The following is a 16964-nucleotide window of genomic DNA, read 5'->3' on the forward strand; positions in this document are numbered from 1 at the left end:
GCCTGCCGACCCGGCCGCGTCCTGTTCGTAACTTGCAACTTCTCGTCTGGTTATTGCGGGCTTCTGGTCTCACACTTTAGAGTGACCGCCATCACGAGACAGCCGTCGCGACCGCGAGAAGAGGCTTGAGATGAGCAGTCCCTGGTCCCGAGCGCCCTGGTCTTCCACACCCACGGCCCGCCGCACTCCCAGAACCGTGCTCGCCCTGCTCACCGCGGGCGGCCTGGCCGTGAGCCTGGCCGCCTGCGGCGGCGGGACGGACAGCGGCGCCGCGGGTGGCAAGGTCCAGATCACCGTCACCGGGCAACCGCCGCAGACGCAGCCGTTCGAACGCAAGGTGTTCGACGCCGACGTGGCCGAGTTCGAGGCGTCCCACCCGAACATCGACATCGTCCCCCACGAGGGGTTCATGGACCCCAAGACGTTCTCCGCCAAGCTCGCCGGCGGCCAGCTCGAGGACGTCTACTACGTCTACTTCACCGACCCGGCGCAGATCATCGCCCGGCATCAGGCCGCCGACATCACGGAAGCGGCCAAGAGCGTCCCGCACGTGAACGACATCCAGCCGCAACTACTGGACAACTTCCGGGACGCCGGCGGCAAGCTTTACGGCCTGCCGACCGCGAACTACACCATGGGGCTGGTCTACAACCGCAAGCTCTTCCAGCAGGCCGGGCTCAACCCGGACCAGCCGCCGACGACGTGGGACGAGGTCCGCGCCGACGCGAAGAAGATCTCCGCACTGGGGAACGGCGTCGTGGGGTACGCCGACTACAGCAAGAACAACCAGGGCGGCTGGCACATGACCGGCTGGCTGTACTCGATGGGCGGCGACGTCGCGCGCAAGGACGGCGACAAGTGGGTCGCCGACTTCGACAACGCCAAGGGCCGCGCCGCGCTGAACTACCTGCACGAAATGCGCTGGGACGACAACTCCATGGGCAGCAAGCAGCTGCTGCAGGACGTGGACGTGCAGCAGCTGATGGGCGCCGGCCAGCTCGGCATGTACATGGCCGCCCCGGACAACGTGCCGGTGCTGGTCAAGCAGTTCAACGGCAAGTACGAGGACTACGGGATCGCCGGCATGCCCGGCGGGCAGGGCACCCTGCTCGGCGGCGAGGGCTACATGATCAACCCGAAGGCCTCGGCCGCGAAGGTCAAGGCCGGGCTCGAGTGGATCCAGTGGAAGTACCTCAACCCGGACCGCTTCGACAAGCACGTGAAGCAGTACGCCGACGGCCAGCAGCCCGTGGGCCTGCCGACCGAGCCGACGCCGGACATCTGGCAGGGCACCGTGCGCGACCAGCAGCTGGCCGCGAAGAAGAAGTACGCGAACGTGCCGGCGCAGAACTACCAGGCCTACGTCGACACCGCGAACCGGATCAAGGGCAGCATCGAGCCGCCGAACGCGCAGCAGATCTACGCCGCCCTCGACAGCGTGATGCAGGCGGTGCTGACCGACCGCAACGCGAACGTCGACCAGCTGCTCTCCTCCGCGACGTCGAAGGTCAACAGTGCCCTCGCCCAGGTCAAGTGACGTTCTCGACTGGCCCGCGGCGAACCCGCGGGCCAGTCGGCCCATCGCGACAGCGGCCGAGCGCCGCCGGTCGAGGCTGCGAAGGAAGATCAAGGACAACATCACCGCGTACAGCCTGCTGTGCGCTGCGATCCTGGTGTTCGCGATGTTCTCCTGGTACCCCATCGTGCGCGGGGTGCTGCTGAGCTTCCAGCAGGTGGACTTCGTGAACCCGCCGAGCTGGGTGGGCTTCGACAACTTCGTGCGGCTCTTCCAGGACCCGCTGTTCGGGGTCGCGTGGCGCAACACGCTGCTGTTCACCGGTTTCGCGCTCGTTTTCGGCTTCGCCGTGCCGTTCCTGGCCGCGGTGCTGCTGAACGAGCTCCGGCACGCGCGGGCGTACTTCCGGCTCGCGGTCTACCTGCCGGTGATGCTGCCGCCGGTGGTCACCGCGCTGATGTGGAAGTGGTTCTACGACCCGGGCCCCGGCCTGTTCAACTCCGCGCTGACCGCGGTGGGCCTGCCCGGCGCGCAGTGGCTCGACTCCAGCACCACGGCGATGCTGTCGCTGGTGTTCGTGTCCACCTGGGCGAACATGGGCAGCACGACGCTGATCTACCTGGCGGCGCTGCAGACCATCCCGGGCGAGCTGTACGAGGCCGCGGAGCTCGACGGCGCCGGCATGTGGCGGCGGCTGCGGCACGTCACGTTCCCGCAGACGCGGTTCGTGCTGCTGGTGCTCCTGCTGCTGCAGATCGTCGCGACCATGCAGGTGTTCACCGAGCCGTACGTGATGACGGGCGGCGGACCGGACGACTCGACCGTGACCGTGCTCCTGCTGCTGTACCGCTACGCCTTCGTCTACAACGACTTCGGCTCGGCCAGCGCGATGAGCCTGCTGCTGTTCGTGGCGCTCGGGGTGTTCTCGGCGATGTACGTGCGGATGACCCGGCGAGCGGACGCTTAGGAGGTTCTGGTGACAATAACCTTGCCACGCAAGAAGAAGCGTGCCGAAGCACCATCCGGGCGCACGCTGGTCTCGCCGTCGCAGCTGCGCACCCGCGGCGGCAAGACGCTGTACGTGATCGTGTTCGTGTGCACGTTCGTGGCGTTCACCATCGCGTTCCTGTTCCCGCTGTACTGGGCGGTGACCGGCGCGATGAAAACCCCGGCGGAGCTGGCCCGCACGCCCGCCACGCTGGTGCCGCAGCAGTGGCATCCGGAGTCCTTCGCCGAGGCCTGGAGCCAGATGAACCTCGGGAAGTACCTGCTGAACACCGTGGTCGTGGCCGGCGGCGCCTGGCTGGTGCAGCTCGCGGTGGACGTCCCGGCGGCGTTCGCGCTGTCGAAGCTGCGGCCGAAGTTCGGCAACGTCGTGCTCGGGCTGATGCTCGTGACACTGATGCTGCCGGCCGCGGCGCTGCTGGTGCCGACGTACGTGACCGTGACCGACCTGCCGCTGCTGCACCTCAACCTGATCAACTCGCCCACCGCGATCTGGCTGCCCGCGGCGGCCAACGCGTTCAACATCTACCTGCTCAAACGGTTCTTCGACCAGATCCCGGACGAGCTGATCGAGGCCGCGCGCCTCGACGGGGCGGGGCCGGTGCGCACGCTCTGGCGGATCATCCTGCCGATCTCGCGGCCGATCCTCGCGGTGGTGTCGATCCTGACGATCGTCGCCGCGTGGAAGGACTTCATCTGGCCGCTGCTCGTGTTCCCGGACACCGGCAAGCAGACGCTGAGCGTGATGCTGCAGCGCGTGGCCATCGACCTGCCGCTGAACCTGCTCGTCGCGGGCATGGTGCTGGCGAGCATCCCGATGATCGCGCTGTTCCTCGTGTTCCAGCGCCAGATCTTCGCCGGGCTGACCGCCGGTTCGATCAAGGGCTGATGTGAACTCTCGAAACCCACAAGGGAGGGGTAACGCAGTGACCGCTTCGGGGCAGCTGTCCACCACCGAGGGCTCGGCCTGGTGGCGCAGCGCGGCGATCTACCAGGTGTACATCCGCAGTTTCGCGGACGGCAACGGCGACGGCGTCGGCGACCTGACCGGCGTGCGGTCCAAATTGGACTACCTCGCCGAGCTCGGCGTCGACGCGATCTGGTTCACGCCCTGGTACCCGTCGCCGATGGACGACGGCGGCTACGACGTCGCCGACTTCCGCGACATCGAGCCGCTGTTCGGCACGCTGGGCGAGGCCGAGCAGCTCCTGACGGAGGCGCACGAGCTGGGCATCCGCGTCATCATCGACATCGTGCCCAACCACTGCTCCGACGAGCACCGGTGGTTCCGGGCGGCGCTGGCCGCGGCCCCCGGCTCGGCCGAGCGGCAGCGGTTCTGGTTCCGGCCCGGCCGCGGGCCGGACGGGTCGGCGCCGCCGAACAACTGGAAGTCGCGCTTCGGCGGGCCGGCCTGGACCCGGGTGACCGAGGCCGACGGCGCCCCCGGCGAGTGGTACCTGCACCTGTACAGCTCGCGGCAGCCGGACTTCAACTGGGACAACCAGGACATCCGCGCGGAGTTCGAGGACGTGCTGCGGTTCTGGTTCGACCGCGGGGTGGACGGGTTCCGCATCGACGTCGCCGACGGGCTGGTGAAGGACCCGGCGCTGCCCGACGTCGAGGACGGGGACGAGACGCCGTTCTCCGACCAGGAGGGGCTGCACGAGATCTACCGCTCGTGGCGCAAGATCGCCGACAGCTACCCGGGTGAGAAGATCCTGGTCGGCGAGATGTGGCTGCCCGACATGTCGAAAGCGGCGCGCTACCTCCGCCGCGACGAGCTGCACTCGGCGTTCAACTTCGACTTCCTGACCTGCCCGTGGGACCCCGGCCGCTTCCGCGACGTCATCTCCCGCACCCTGCGGGCGCACGAGGAAGTGGGCGCCCCGGCGGCGTGGGTGCTGTCGAACCACGACGTCACGCGGCACGTCACGCGGTACGGCCGTTCGGGCGACACGGGTTTCGCCTTCGCCGACCGTCTACACGGGACACCGGTCGACCGGGTGCTCGGCACCCGCCGGGCCCGCGCGGCCGCCCTGCTGACGCTGTCGCTGCCCGGTGGGCTGTACGTCTACCAGGGTGAAGAGCTGGGCCTGTGGGAGGTCGAGGACATCCCGTCCGGCCTGCGCCAGGACCCGGTCTGGGCCCGGACCGAGGGCGCCGACCCGGGCCGCGACGGCTGCCGGGTGCCGATCCCGTGGTCCGGCCGGTCTTCGCCGTTCGGCTTCGGCGCGGCCGAGCCGTGGCTGCCGCAGCCGGCGGAGTGGGTCTCGTACACCGCAGAAGCGGAGGCCGGGGACCCGGACTCGATGCTGTCGCTGTACCGCCGGGGTCTGGCTTTGCGGTCTTCCCTCGGCGAGCCGGCGGTGTCCTGGCTGGACGCGGGCCCGGACGTGCTGGCCTTCTCCCGGGCGCCGGGTTTCGTCTTCCTGCTGAACTTCTCGGCCTCGCCGGTGGAGCTGCCCGCGCATGCGGAAGTCCTGCTGGCGAGCGGGCCGTTGCCGGACGGGCTGCTGCCGACCGACACGGCGGTGTGGCTGCGCTCCTGAGTTCCGCCGTCCCGTCCCGGCGTTTCGGCGCCGGGGCGGGGTAACCTCCGTTTCGAGGGAGTGGTGGATGAGCCGGGAACAGCGCGCGAAGATCGACCGGATGCTGCGCGCGTCCCAGTCCGACGCCACCAAGTCGGCCGAGGAGAACCGAGCGGGGCTCGCGGCGCTGATGGCCACGATGAAGCTCGTGCCGGAGGGGATCCGGACCACGGAGACGACGCTCGGCGACCGGCGGGCCGTGCTGGTCGAGCCGGTCGAGCACCCCCGCGCCGGCACGATCCTGTACTTCCACGGCGGTTCCTTCGTCTCCGGCTCGCCCGAGGCCGCGCTGTCGCTGACCGGTGGCCTGGTGGTGAAAACCGGCTTCCGCGCGCTCTCGCCGGCTTATCGGCTCGCCCCCGAGCACCCGTTCCCGGCCGCGATCGACGACACGCTCGCGGCCTACCGCGTGCTGCTCGAACGCGGCGAAGACCCGTGCGCCATCGCGTTCGCCGGGGACTCGGCCGGCGGCGGCCTCACCGTCACGACCTGCCTCGCGGCCCGCGCGGCCGGGCTGCCGCTGCCCGCGGCGATCGTGGCCTTCTCCCCGGGGCTCGACGCCACCAGGACGGGCGAGAGCATGGACGCCAAGGAGGGCATCGACCCGTTCCTCTCGCGCGAAAAGCTGAAGCCGCCCAGCGCGATGTACCTCGCGGGCCAGGACCCGCACCAGGAACTGCTCAGCCCCGCGGTCCTCGCCGACCTGACCGGCTTCCCGCCGATCCTGCTCCAGGTCGGCACCAACGAGGTGCTCCTCGACGACTCCACCCGCTTGGCCGCCCGCGCGAGGAACGCCGGGGTGGACGTGATCCTCGACGTCACCGCCGGCGTGCCGCACGCGTTCCCGTCGTTCGCCGGTGTCCTCGACGAAGCGGACCAGGCCCTCGACCGCGCCGCGCTGTTCCTTGCCCAGCAGCTCAAACGGTGAGCTTCAGGATGTCCACGCCACGCGCGTTGTCCGCCACGTACACATATCCGTCGTGCCAGTACGGGGCCCACGAGCTGGCGTCGGCCGGGCGGTAGTAGGCGATCTGGCGCGGGTTCGTCGGGTCGCTGACGTCGAGGAACCGGGTGCCCTGCGCGTAGAACGACTGCACCAGCACGTGGCCGCGCACGTCGAAGTAGTGCGCGGAGCAGTCGTCGGAGGCGGGGTCGCTGCCCTCCTGGCCCTCGACGCTCCAGGTGCCGACGGTCTGGAGCCGGAACGGGGCCGACGGGGTCGAGCGCCAGCCCTCGCCGCCGTAGGAGCCGGCCAGCGACGAGATGGTCAGGACGCCGTCGCCCGCACAGCCGTCGACGAAGTTCTCCTCCGTGGCGTACACCAGGTCGTGGCCGCGCCAGGCGCCGTCGGCAGCGGGGCCGACCGGGTGGAAGCTGTTGTGCAGGAACCTCGACGGCGCGGCGGTCTCGGCGACGCCGCCGCCGGCGTAGGGCACCGGCGCGTCGGCGGTGGCCCGGCGGACCCGGCCCTGCACCGGGTCGCGGTGGAGGCCGGAAGTCCAGTAGCCGCGCACGCCGCCGCGGCCCGAAACCCAGGCGACGCCCGCGGCGTCCACCTGCACGTCGTGCACGTAGTCCGTCTTGCCGTCGTTGCGGGCCAGCTCGATCGGGTCCGGTTGGACCTTCGGGTGGCGCGGATCGCGGACATCGGTGACCCACACCGGGCGGCCGCCCCAGTCGGCGGGCTGGTCGTCGGCCTTCGCCGGGCCGCCGGTCCACAGGTAGCGGCAGCCGTCGACGCAGCTGGTCGTGTGCCCGGCCGGCACGCGCACGTAGCTCAGGATCTGCGGCGACTCCGGCCGCGAGAGGTCCACCACGTAGATGCCGGACTCGCCGGTGTGCGTGTTCCCGTCGAACGCGCGCGGGTCGCGCGAGAGGAAGACCAGCTTGCGCGCCGCGTCCACCTCGGTGTCCTCGGTCTCCCACAGGCCCGGCAGGCTCAGCTGCCCGATCGCCTTCGGCGCGGCCGGATTCCGGGTCAGGTCGTAGACCTTGAGGCCGAACTCGCCGGACACCACCATCACGTCGCGGCGCCCGTACTGCAGGAAGTTCGCCGAGATCGCCCCCTGCGCATCGGGCAGGTTCCCGACGGCGCGGACGCCCTTCACCGCACCCGGATCACCCGCGGTGCGCTTGACCTGCGCCGCCGGCTTGTCGTCCTCACCACAGGCCGCGGCCGGCAGACCGGTGGCGACCAGCGTCGCGGCCACCGTGGTCAGAGCCAGTACCGGGCGGAGCCACCAGCGACGCACACGAACCTCCCAGAACGCCCAGCGTGATCGTCGCACTGTAAGACGGTAATTAACCGGACACAACCGTCTTTCGTTCCCTGGGACTGGTAGTAAGTCATCATGCGCACCCGCCTGCTCGCCCTGCTCGCCGCCGCGGCCGTGGCCCTCACCGGCTGCACCGCCGTCGAGCCGGCCCGGTCCGGTGCGCTGACCGCCGGCCTGCAGGAGCCGGGCACGCTGCTGCCCGCCGACGTCGACGACCAGGCCGGGCGCCTGGTCACCGGCGCGCTCTGGACGCCGCTGGCCGACTACGACCCGGCGTCCGGCCGCCTCACCCCGCGCGCCGCCGAGTCGATCACCAGCCCGGACCGCGTGCACTGGACCGTGCGGCTGCGGGCCGGCGGCCGGTTCCACGACGGCACCGCGGTCACCGCGAAGTCCTATGTGGACACCTGGAAGGCGGTCGCGGCGGAGAACTGGGCCGCCACGCCCGTGCTGAAGGAGTCCTTGTGCGCCAAGGAGATCTCCGCCCCGGACCCGGTGACGATCCGGATCGACCTCGACCGCCCGTCCGGCCAGGTGCCCGCGCTGCTGTCCGCGCCGGGGCTCGTGCCGCTGCCCGCGTCCGTGCTGGCTTCCCGCGACTGGAACGGCTTCGCGCGCCACCCCGTCGGCAACGGCCCGTTCCGCCTGGAAAACGGCTGGCTGCCCGGCACCGGCGGCAAGCTCGTGCGCGTGACGCCGGCGCCGGGCAAGGCGAACGAGGTCGACCTGCGGGTCGGGGATCCGGTCGAGCAGTACGACCAGGTGCGGGACGGCTCGCTCGACCTCGCCACCTCGGTGCCGGGCGAGCGTCACGAGGCCATGCACGCCGACTTCGCCGACCGGCACACCACCTGGCCGCTGCCCGAGGCCGGCTACCTGGTGTTCCCGGTGCGCACCCCGCGGTTCGCCGACGCCACCGTGCGGCACGCGTTCGCGCTGGCGGCGGACCGGGAGGCGCTGGTCAACGGCCCGCTCTCGGAGCAGGTCGACCCGCCGAAGGCGCTGCTGCCGCCCGCCGAGGCCCCCGGCGAGCGCACCGGCACCTGCCGGCCGTGCTCGTTCGACGCGGCGGCCGCGAAGTCGCTGCTCGGCCAGTCCGGCTTCGCCGGCCCGTCGACGGTCTACTACGACACCGGCGCCGGCACCTGGACCGGCTCGCTGGCCGCCGGACTGGGCGGAACGCTCGGCGTGCCCGTGACGGCGCAGCCGAGGCCGTCCGACGGGCCGCTGGACAGTCCGTCCACAGTGGATCTGAAAGCCAACACCCCGAGCCCGGCGGAGCTGCTCACCGGCCTGGCCGCCGCGTCGGGCTACGCCGACCCGGGGTTCACGCAGGACCTCGCCGCCGCCGAGTCGGCCGCGTCGCCCGAGGAGTCCGGGCAGCTCTACCGCGTTGCCGAAAACCAGCTGCTGCGTGACCTGCCCGTCGTCCCGCTCTGGACCGGCCACGGCCACGCCGTCTGGTCGCCGCGCGTGCACGACGTCACCGCGACGCCGTTCGCCGATGTCCAGCTGGCCGATATCTCGGTCTGAAGCTGTTCTGGGCCGTCACACGGTCGCGTGCTCGGCCAGCACGTCGACGAAACCCGAGGTCAGCGGGTCCGGACCGGGGCGGGTGTAGGCGGCGAGCCGGCGACGGACCGGGGTGGACGGCCGCAGGACCCGGCCCTCGAAACGCGGCGGAAGGACATTCGCGGGCACCAGCGCCGGCCCGAGCCCCGCCGCGGCGAGGATCGGCGCCGCGGCGGTCTGCTCCGTGCGCACCGCGGGCCGCGGCCGGAAACCCGCGTCGGCGCAGGCGCGGTCCACCAGCTCGGCGAGACCGTGCCCCGGCGCGTAGTGCACCCACGCGCAGTCGGCCAGGGTCGCCAGGTCGACGGTCGCGTCCGCGCTTCGTTCGGCCGTGTTGGCGCTGTCGGTGCTGTCGGTGGGTAGCACGACCACGAACTCCTCCGTGCCGAGGTGCCGCACCGGCCCGTCCCAGCCCTCGGGGACCGGGCCGACCGCGACGTCGGCCTCCCCCGCCGTCATCGCCTCGCGCAGCTCGTCGGCGTGCCGGTACTCGAACAGGCGCACGTCGACCTCCGGCCGTTCGCGGCGCCAGACGCGCAGCGCCGGCGGCAGCACGCCGAGGCTCACCGAGTAGACCGTCGCGACCAGCAGCTCACCGGCCATCAGCCCGCCCGCCTGCCGGGCCGCGCACCGGGCACGTTCGGCGTCGGCCAGCGCCGCCCGCGCGTGGGGCAGCATCGCGCGCCCCATCGGCGTGAGCCGCACCGCGCGCGGCAGCCGCTCCAGCAACGGGCCGCCGACGGTCTGCTCCAGCGCCCGCATCTGGTGCGAAAGGGCCGGTTGCGTCACGTGCAGCTGCTCGGCCGCCCGCGTGAACGAACCCGTGTCGACGACCGTGACGAGGTATTCGAGCTGCCTCAGGCTTGCCATGAACAGATCTTATCGCTCCCGTGAAAACTAAGCCTTGGACTCATGCCTTGCCGGACTCCAGGATCGAGGCATGAGCACAACGCGGAACGTCGCCCTGGTCGCCGGGGCGAACGGGATCATCGGCCGGAACCTGATCGAGCATCTGCGGGGCCTGGACGACTGGGACGTCCTCGGCCTTTCGCGCCGCGGCGGTCCCGGCACCATCGCCGTCGACCTGCTCGACGCGGCCGACACCCGCGCGAAGCTGGCCGACGCCGGCGACGTGACCCACCTCTTCTACGCCGCCTACCAGGACCGGCCGACCTGGGCCGAGCTCGTGCCGCCGAACCTGGCGATGCTCGAGAACCTGGTGGACGGCCTCGAACCCGCCGCGCCCGGGCTGCGGCACGTGAGCCTGATGCAGGGGTACAAGGTCTACGGCGCGCACCTCGGCCCGTTCAAGACGCCCGCGCGCGAGACCGACGCGGGGCACATGCCGCCCGAGTTCAACGTCGACCAGCAGGCGTTCCTCGAACGCCGCCACGTCGGCAAGGCGTGGTCCTGGTCGGCGATCCGGCCGTCCGTGGTCGGCGGCACGACGCTCGGTGGGACAAGATCGGGCAACCCGATGAACCTCGCGCTGGTGATCGCGGTGTACGCGTCGATCTCGAAGGAACTCGGCCTGCCACTGCGGTTTCCGGGCCGTCCGGGCGCGTACACCAGCCTCCTGGAGATGACCGACGCGCGGCTGCTGGCCGAGGCCACGGTGTGGGCCGCGACCTCGACGGCGGACGGGGCCTACAACATCGCCAACGGCGACCTGTTCCGCTGGAGTGAGCTGTGGCCGAAGCTCGCCGCCTACTTCGGGCTGGAGGCCGCGCCGCCGCTGCCGATGTCGCTGGACGTCGTGATGGCCGACAAAGGTCCACTGTGGACGAAGATGGCGGCGGAGCACGGCCTCAAGCCCTCGTATGCCGAGGTTTCCGCCTGGGGCTTCGGTGACTTCGTGTTCTCCTGGGACTACGACGTGTTCGCCGACTCCTCGAAGTCCCGGCGCGCCGGCTTCCACAGCTACGTGGAGACCGAGCAGATGTTCTACCGGCTCTTCGACGAGTTCCGCCGCGAGCGCGTCATCCCGTGACGCATGTTCCTAACCGCGGCCGATGAATGGCATGGTGGTGGCCGTGATGGTGAGGAACTGGACGTTCGTGTCCAGCGGCAGCGCGGCCATGTACAGCACGGCATCGGCGACGTGGCCGGCGTCGAACGTCGGCTCCGCGACCACGCGGCCGTCGGCCTGCGGGATGCCGGCCGCCATGCGCTCGGTCATCTCGGTCGCGGCGTTGCCGATGTCGATCTGTCCACACGCGACGTTCCAGGCGCGGCCGTCGAGCGAGATCGAGCGGGTCAGCCCGGTCACGGCGTGTTTGGTGGCGGTGTAGCCGACGCTGGCCGGGCGCGGGGCGTGCGCGGAGATCGAGCCGTTGTTGATGATCCGGCCGCCTCGCGGGTCCTGGTCCCGCATCAGGCGCACGGCCTGCTGCGCGCACAGGAACATGCCGGTGAGGTTGGTGTCGACGGTGCGGCGCCAGTCGTCCACGGACAGATCGGCGACGGTGCCGCCGACGGACACACCCGCGTTGTTGACCAGCAGGTCGAGCCGGCCCCACTGTTCGCGGACGGCCGCGAACAGCCCTTCGACGGCTGCAGGATCGGCGACGTCGACCGGCACGGCCAGCGCGTTCCCGTCACCGCCCGCGGTCTCCCGCAGCACCTCCTCGCGGCGTCCGGCCAGCGCCACCCGGTAACCCGCGCCGAGCAGCGCGCGGGCGATCCGCCGCCCCAGCCCGGAGCCCGCTCCGGTGACCACCGCAGTTTTCCCGGTCATGCCGTTCTCCTCCCGAATGCCGCAGACTGTACTGATGGGACCACGAAAGACTCTGCTCGCCGGCCTCGCGCGCCAGCTCGGCCACCCGCGCGGGCTGCCCGGCCACGCCGTCGGACGGCTGCTCAACCGCGCGAACCGCGGCCGCGTGACAGCGGCGGTCGAGGCGCTGGCGGTACGCCGCGGCGAAACAGCGCTCGACATCGGCTTCGGCGGCGGCCTCGGCCTCGACCTGCTGCTCCGAGCCACGAACGGCGGCACTGTGCACGGCGTCGAGCTGTCGGCCACGATGCTCGACCGCGCCCGCCGCGCCTTCCCCGCGAACGTCGCCGCCGGACGGCTCGTGCTGCACGAAGGCACCATGACCGCGCTGCCGCTGCCGGACGCCTCCGTGACGGCCGCGATCACGGTCAACACGGTGTACTTCGTGCCGGACGTCGCCGCGGCCTTCACCGAGATCGCCCGAGTGCTGGCACCGGGCGGCCGTTTCGTCCTCGGCATCGGCGACCCGGCCGCGATGGCCAAGGCCCCCTTCACCGAACACGGCTTCCGGCTGCGCCCGGTGGAGGAACTGGAACACGCACTCGCGACGGCCGGTCTCGAGGTGCGCCGGCACGACCGGGTCGGCGAGGGACTGGCCGCCTTCCACCTCCTGGTGACCGAGGCCGCGTAAGAGAACCCACCCCACGCACAGCAACGGCTCGCGGCTTCGCACCCCCGCACCACGAGCCCCGGCGCGCGGTACCTGCGCCCCAGCGCAAGGTGCCCGAAGCGCAGCGCTCGACGCCCAATGTCTGGCGGCCACCCCTCGACGCGTGGTGCCCCGACGCGCGATACGCGGTGCCTGCGCCCAGCACGAGGTGCGCGAAGCGAAGCGCCCGACGCCCAATGCCTGGCGGCCACCCCTCGACGCGTGGTGCCCGACGCCCCGACCCCCAAGGCGCGGTGCACAACGCCCGCCCCCCGGCGCGGCACGCGATGCCCGCCCCAGTACCAGGTACGCGGTGCCCGCCCCAGACGAGGTGTGCGATACGCGATGCCCGCGCCCGACGAGGTGCGCGATACGCAATGCCCGCCCCCGACAAGGTGCGCGTCACGCGGTGCCCGCCCCAGACTAGGTGCGCGATACGCAATGCCCACCCCCGACAAGGCGCGCGACACGCAATGCCCACCCCCAGACGAGGCACACGACCGCCCGCCCCCGAGGCGCAGCCGCCCAAGACGCAGCCCCACCCCGCAGCGCGCCACCAACGCCCAGCGCCCAAGGCCCCGCAATCCTCGCTCACCGAAGCGGCGCAATCCCCAGCCAAGCCCAGCAACCTCAAGCCCAGCCACAAAAGCCGCGCGGGCGGTCACCGCTTCACGCCCGGATCCCCAGCCGCACAGTCGGAACATCACCCTCCTCCAGCTTCTCCGCGCGGCGCACCGCGGCCTTCACCGGCACGACGTAACGACCGTCCTTCGGGAACAGCGAGGTCGACCAGGCGCTGTCCCCGATCCGGGCGTGGACGGGGATCATCCCCCAGCCGTAGCTCACCGACGCCGCTTCCTCCCGCAGGAGACGGCATTCCTCCTCCGGCACAGTGATGAAGTACCACGGCGCCGGGCCGCGCCAGAACCACAGTTCACCACCGAATTCGAACTCCACCGGCCCACCTCCTCCCGGTACTCGGGCCTTGCCGCGGACAGTACCCAGCCACCCCGACAAAAAACGGCCCGGCGAGCGCGCTGCCCACCGAGCCGTTCTCTTGATCAGGAAACTTACTTCGCGGGCACGCCCAGCGCGGCCAGTGCCGGACCGGCCATGATCACTCCGTTGCCGGTCACCGGGTCGTACCCGGGGGCGCCGAGGTCGATCGCGCTCGAGACCAGGGCCGTGCGGACTTCGGCCGGGGTCGCGGTCGGCTTGCCGGACAGCAGCAGGGCGGCGATCGCCGCGGCGTGCGGGGCCGCGGCCGAGGTGCCGTAGAAGGGCTGGAAACCCGTCACCGACGTGGCGACGCCGTCCGCCGCCGTGATGTCCGGCTTGGCGCGGGTCGCGCCGCCCGTCGAGGAGACGTTTCCGGGGGTGAGGGCGGTGCCGTCGGCGTTGTAGAACATGTGCCGCTGGCCGTCGGAGGTGAAGCGCTCCCACTTGCTCGACGCGGTGAACAGCCCGGGGTACGGGCCGGTCGGGTTCGGCGGGTCGCCGGCTTCCAGCGCGCGGCCGAACGCCGTCGCCGCCGGGGCCGCCGCCACGCTGAACGCCGCGGCCGCCGCCGAGTGGCCCGAGGTCACGCCCGCCGTGCTGAATGCCTTGAGCGAGCCCGAATCCACGAACCGGCCGCGGATCACGTTCAACGCGATGAACCGGTCGGCGCCGCTGGTCTTCACCACGGCGACGCGGTAGCCCGAGCCGGTGCTGGGCACGGTCGCGCTCTCGTACGGGTCCTGCGCGCCGGTCTGCCGGTTCGTGCCGGAGGCGACGACCTTGCCCGTCGAGTCGAGGATGTAGAGGTCGTAGTCGTTGGCGGACTTGCCCCACGGGTCGGACCAGAACAACGCCACCGGCTTGCCCAGCGAACCGGGCGACAGCGGGTCGCTGGTCTGCGTGGCGCTGCCGGGATCGAAGTCGTGCGGAGTGCCCGTGACGCCCGGCAGCGCGGTGTCCGAAGCGCGGAAGTCGCCCTCGTAGTAACCGCTGGAGCCGTCGGTCAGGTTGCCGGAGTTGCCGGCCGAGGAGAAGTACAGCGCGCCGGCGGCCGTGACGTCGTTGACCGCCTGCGCGACCTGCGTGTCCTGGAACGGCGACTCGTCGAAGTACGCGACGTCGTCCACGATCACGGTGCACTTGCCGGTGGTGCGCAGCGCGCGGATGTTCGCGGCGAAGCCCGCTTCGCTGCCGAAGGCGGTCGCGAAGCCGAGCGTCGCGCCCGGAGCGAGGTCGTGCACGATCTCCAGCATCGCGGTGCCCTCGTCGCCGCTGCCGGCCTGGCCGGACAGCACGTCAACAGTGGGCAGTTCGCCCGCGGACTGCGACTTCGACAGCGAGTCCACGCCGTCGGAGAGCACGCACACCTTGATGCCCGTGCCGTCCACGCCGTACTTCGTGCGCGCGGTGTCGGCGCCGTGCGCCTTGTCGCCTTCGGACACCTGCGTGGCAGCGACGGCCTTCGCGGCCAGCTGCTGTTGCGGGCTGGGCTCGTTCCAGGTCATGGCCTGCGCCGCGGGCGCGACGGCCGTGACGTCGGGGCGGGCCGCGATCGCGTCCACCGCGGACAGCGGCAGATCGGCGCGCACGGCACCGTCCGGCGTGGCGTCGCGGACCGTGCCGCCGGCGGACCGGACGGCGCGCGACACGGCCGTGCCCGCCGCGCCGGTGATGTCGACGGACACCGTGCCGGACTGGCTGACCGTGACGCCGGAGTGGTAGCCGGGGAGTTCGGCGGCCAGCGTCCGGTCCGCGCGCAGGCGCTTCTCGACGACAAGCTGGCTCGACTGCTTGAGTTCGGCGGGCGTCAGCGTCTTCTTGACGCCCTGCAACGCGTTGATCCCGGCTTCGGTGCGAGCCGCGGCGGTGTCGGCGGCCGATGGCTGAGCGGCCGACACGCCGGCCGTCAGCAGCAAGGCGCCCATCGCGAGCGGCACCGAGCGCGCGGCGGCCCGCCTGAATCTCACCATTCGAGTTCTCCCCGTTGCTGAACGCGCCCGGCGCGCGGTTGCGGGACCGGTCAGGGACCGGCCGTGATCAGGAGAATCTAAGGAGCGGCCCGGGCCATGACCACCCACCAAAGTTTGGATCCTCGGCGCTTCCGCATGGTGGGACGGATCAGCGCGGCGTGAGCACGACCTTGCCGCGGCCGTGGCCGGTCTCGATCTCGCGGTGCGCGTCGGCCGCATCGGCGAACGGGTAGGTGCGCCGGACCGGGAATCGCAGCTCGCCCTTGGCGTACCGCGCGGCGAGCTGGGCCAGCCGGGCGGCGGACCGGTCGGCGCGAGCCAGCCGCACGCCCAACTCGGCGGCACGGCCGTGGTCGACGAGCGTCAGGATCCGTTCGCGATCGGCGACCAGCTCCAGCGAGATGTCCAGTGCCTCGCCGCCGGCGCCGTCCAGCACGGCGACGATGCCACCGGGCGCCGCTGCCCCGATCCGCTCGCGCAAGCCCTCGCCGTAGACGAGCGGGGTGGCGCCGAGCGCGCGGACGTACGCCTGGTTGGTCTCACTCGCAGTGCCGAGCACGGTGGCGCCGCGGAGGACCGCGAGCTGCACGGCGGCGGTGCCGACCGAGCCCGCGGCGGCGTGCACGAGGACCGTGTCGCCGCGGCCCGCCTCGATCATTTCCAGCGCGATCATGGCTGTTTGCGTGCCCGCGGTGAACCCGCCGGCGACGTCCCACGGCATCTCGGCGGGCTTGGGCGTGCGTTCCCCTCGGGGACGACGATGTACTCGGCGTACGCGCCGAGGAGCGTGAAGCCGAGGACTTCGGTGCCGACGGGCAGTTCCCCACCGGTCTCGTCGATCACGCCGGCGAACTCGTTGCCGGGTACGCGCGGCCGGCTTTGCGGCGCGTTGGGCGGCTCCCATCCGCCCCGCACCGCCGCGTCGAACGGCTGCACCCCGGCGGCCTCGACGCGCACGCGCACCTCGCCGGGCCCGGGATGCGGGTCCGCCAGCTCCAGCACGCGCAGGACTTCGGGTCCACCCGATCGGTTGAACGCCACGGCTCTCATCTGTTGCCCCCCAATGGTTTCCGGCTGGGTGTCCGGGACAGTCTCGTACCTCGAGCGCGCTGGAGGTCAAGTTCTTGTCGGTGGCCGTGGCTAACGTCCCGTCCATGCCCCACGACATCCGCCGCGCGTCCGGCCAGGACGCCGCCGCATTGAACGCTCTGCTGCACGCGTCATCCGCCTACCGAGGCGACTACGCGTCAATCCTCGATGGCTACGAGGTGACACCCGAGTACGTCGGGCGTCACCAGGTCTTCGCCGCTTTTCCCGCGGTGGCGCCCGCTACCGGGCCACTGGGCTTCTACAGCCTCACCGGCGCCGAACTGGACCTGCTCTTCGTCGCCGACGCGGTCCAGGGCACCGGCCTCGGCACGGCACTGATCGCACACATGCTGGAAACCGCGCGGGCCAAGGGAATCCCCTCCGTCCGCGTCGTATCCCACCCTCCGGCGGCACGCTTCTACGAACGCATGGGCGCCCACCGCACGGGCACCGTCCCACCCCGCCCGCCGAAGATCCGCTGGGAACGGCCGGAGCTGACGTTCGATACCGGAGGTGTCTGAAGT

The 16964-nt window shown here is 71.6% G+C and carries 16 protein-coding genes; 9 read left to right on the top strand and 7 right to left on the bottom strand.

Annotated features, from left to right (window positions below; genetic code table 11):
* The first annotated feature begins 130 nt into the window (after positions 1 to 130).
* From BMY97_RS36395 to BMY97_RS36415, 5 genes are all read left to right on the top strand, one after another.
* Positions 131 to 1537, top strand: coding sequence for an ABC transporter substrate-binding protein (locus tag BMY97_RS36395; RefSeq protein ID WP_091626509.1), 1407 nt, complete (start codon positions 131 to 133; stop codon positions 1535 to 1537).
* Positions 1515 to 2483: a carbohydrate ABC transporter permease gene (locus BMY97_RS36400; RefSeq protein WP_091626512.1), complete on the top strand. Its 969-nt coding sequence runs from the start codon at positions 1515 to 1517 to the stop codon at positions 2481 to 2483. Before BMY97_RS36395 ends, BMY97_RS36400 begins: the two co-directional genes overlap by 23 nt.
* 9 nt (positions 2484 to 2492) lie before the next feature.
* Complete coding sequence (locus BMY97_RS36405) at positions 2493 to 3410, top strand: carbohydrate ABC transporter permease (RefSeq protein WP_245787687.1); 918 nt, start codon at positions 2493 to 2495, stop codon at positions 3408 to 3410.
* Positions 3411 to 3447: 37 nt separating this feature from the next.
* Complete coding sequence (locus BMY97_RS36410) at positions 3448 to 5070, top strand: glycoside hydrolase family 13 protein (protein ID WP_177231708.1); 1623 nt, start codon at positions 3448 to 3450, stop codon at positions 5068 to 5070.
* A 67-nt stretch (positions 5071 to 5137) separates the two neighbouring features.
* Positions 5138 to 6037, top strand: coding sequence for an alpha/beta hydrolase (locus tag BMY97_RS36415; protein WP_091626518.1), 900 nt, complete (start codon positions 5138 to 5140; stop codon positions 6035 to 6037).
* Here BMY97_RS36415 and BMY97_RS36420 read toward each other — a convergent pair.
* Positions 6027 to 7361 (bottom strand): LVIVD repeat-containing protein, encoded by a 1335-nt coding sequence (locus tag BMY97_RS36420; RefSeq protein WP_177231713.1) that lies wholly within the window; start codon positions 7359 to 7361, stop codon positions 6027 to 6029. The genes BMY97_RS36415 and BMY97_RS36420 overlap by 11 nt on opposite strands.
* A 99-nt stretch (positions 7362 to 7460) precedes the next feature.
* On the opposite strand from BMY97_RS36420, the gene BMY97_RS36425 reads away from it, so the two are divergent.
* Positions 7461 to 8918, top strand: coding sequence for an ABC transporter substrate-binding protein (locus BMY97_RS36425; RefSeq protein ID WP_091626520.1), 1458 nt, complete (start codon positions 7461 to 7463; stop codon positions 8916 to 8918).
* A 15-nt stretch (positions 8919 to 8933) separates the two neighbouring features.
* On the opposite strand, the gene BMY97_RS36430 is transcribed toward BMY97_RS36425, so the two are convergent.
* Positions 8934 to 9827 carry a LysR family transcriptional regulator gene (locus tag BMY97_RS36430; protein WP_091626523.1) on the bottom strand — a complete coding sequence of 298 codons (894 nt, stop codon included), beginning with the start codon at positions 9825 to 9827 and terminating at the stop codon, positions 8934 to 8936.
* Positions 9828 to 9897: 70 nt separating this feature from the next.
* Between BMY97_RS36430 and BMY97_RS36435 the strand changes: the two genes are divergently transcribed.
* The gene (locus BMY97_RS36435) at positions 9898 to 10947 is read left to right on the top strand and encodes an SDR family oxidoreductase (RefSeq protein WP_091626526.1); all 1050 of its coding nucleotides are present in this window, start codon (positions 9898 to 9900) and stop codon (positions 10945 to 10947) included.
* Positions 10948 to 10956: 9 nt separating this feature from the next.
* On the opposite strand, the gene BMY97_RS36440 is transcribed toward BMY97_RS36435, so the two are convergent.
* On the bottom strand, positions 10957 to 11694 hold the full coding sequence (locus tag BMY97_RS36440; protein ID WP_091626528.1) for an SDR family oxidoreductase: 738 nt from the start codon (positions 11692 to 11694) through the stop codon (positions 10957 to 10959).
* A gap of 34 nt (positions 11695 to 11728) precedes the next feature.
* Here BMY97_RS36440 and BMY97_RS36445 point away from each other — a divergent pair, with 34 nt between their 5' ends.
* Positions 11729 to 12364, top strand: coding sequence for a class I SAM-dependent methyltransferase (locus BMY97_RS36445; protein ID WP_091626531.1), 636 nt, complete (start codon positions 11729 to 11731; stop codon positions 12362 to 12364).
* Positions 12365 to 13051: 687 nt separating this feature from the next.
* On the opposite strand, the gene BMY97_RS36450 is transcribed toward BMY97_RS36445, so the two are convergent.
* The 4 genes from BMY97_RS36450 to BMY97_RS49705 all read right to left on the bottom strand — a co-directional run bounded on the left by BMY97_RS36450 (position 13052) and on the right by BMY97_RS49705 (position 16392).
* Positions 13052 to 13339: a DUF1905 domain-containing protein gene (locus BMY97_RS36450; RefSeq protein WP_091626534.1), complete on the bottom strand. Its 288-nt coding sequence runs from the start codon at positions 13337 to 13339 to the stop codon at positions 13052 to 13054.
* A gap of 113 nt (positions 13340 to 13452) precedes the next feature.
* A complete protein-coding gene (locus BMY97_RS36455) occupies positions 13453 to 15351 on the bottom strand; it encodes a S8 family serine peptidase (protein WP_091626536.1) in 1899 nt (632 codons plus the stop codon).
* A gap of 148 nt (positions 15352 to 15499) precedes the next feature.
* Positions 15500 to 16024: a zinc-binding dehydrogenase gene (locus BMY97_RS49700; RefSeq protein ID WP_425425382.1), complete on the bottom strand. Its 525-nt coding sequence runs from the start codon at positions 16022 to 16024 to the stop codon at positions 15500 to 15502.
* Entirely contained in the window at positions 16021 to 16392 is a 372-nt protein-coding gene (locus BMY97_RS49705) for an alcohol dehydrogenase catalytic domain-containing protein (RefSeq protein WP_425425383.1), read from the bottom strand. Before BMY97_RS49705 ends, BMY97_RS49700 begins: the two co-directional genes overlap by 4 nt.
* A 113-nt stretch (positions 16393 to 16505) precedes the next feature.
* Between BMY97_RS49705 and BMY97_RS36465 the strand changes: the two genes are divergently transcribed.
* Complete coding sequence (locus BMY97_RS36465) at positions 16506 to 16961, top strand: GNAT family N-acetyltransferase (RefSeq protein WP_091626539.1); 456 nt, start codon at positions 16506 to 16508, stop codon at positions 16959 to 16961.
* Positions 16962 to 16964 lie beyond the last annotated feature (3 nt).

Source organism: Amycolatopsis saalfeldensis, assembly GCF_900110575.1.
Taxonomy (GTDB): Bacteria; Actinomycetota; Actinomycetes; order Mycobacteriales; family Pseudonocardiaceae; genus Amycolatopsis; species Amycolatopsis saalfeldensis.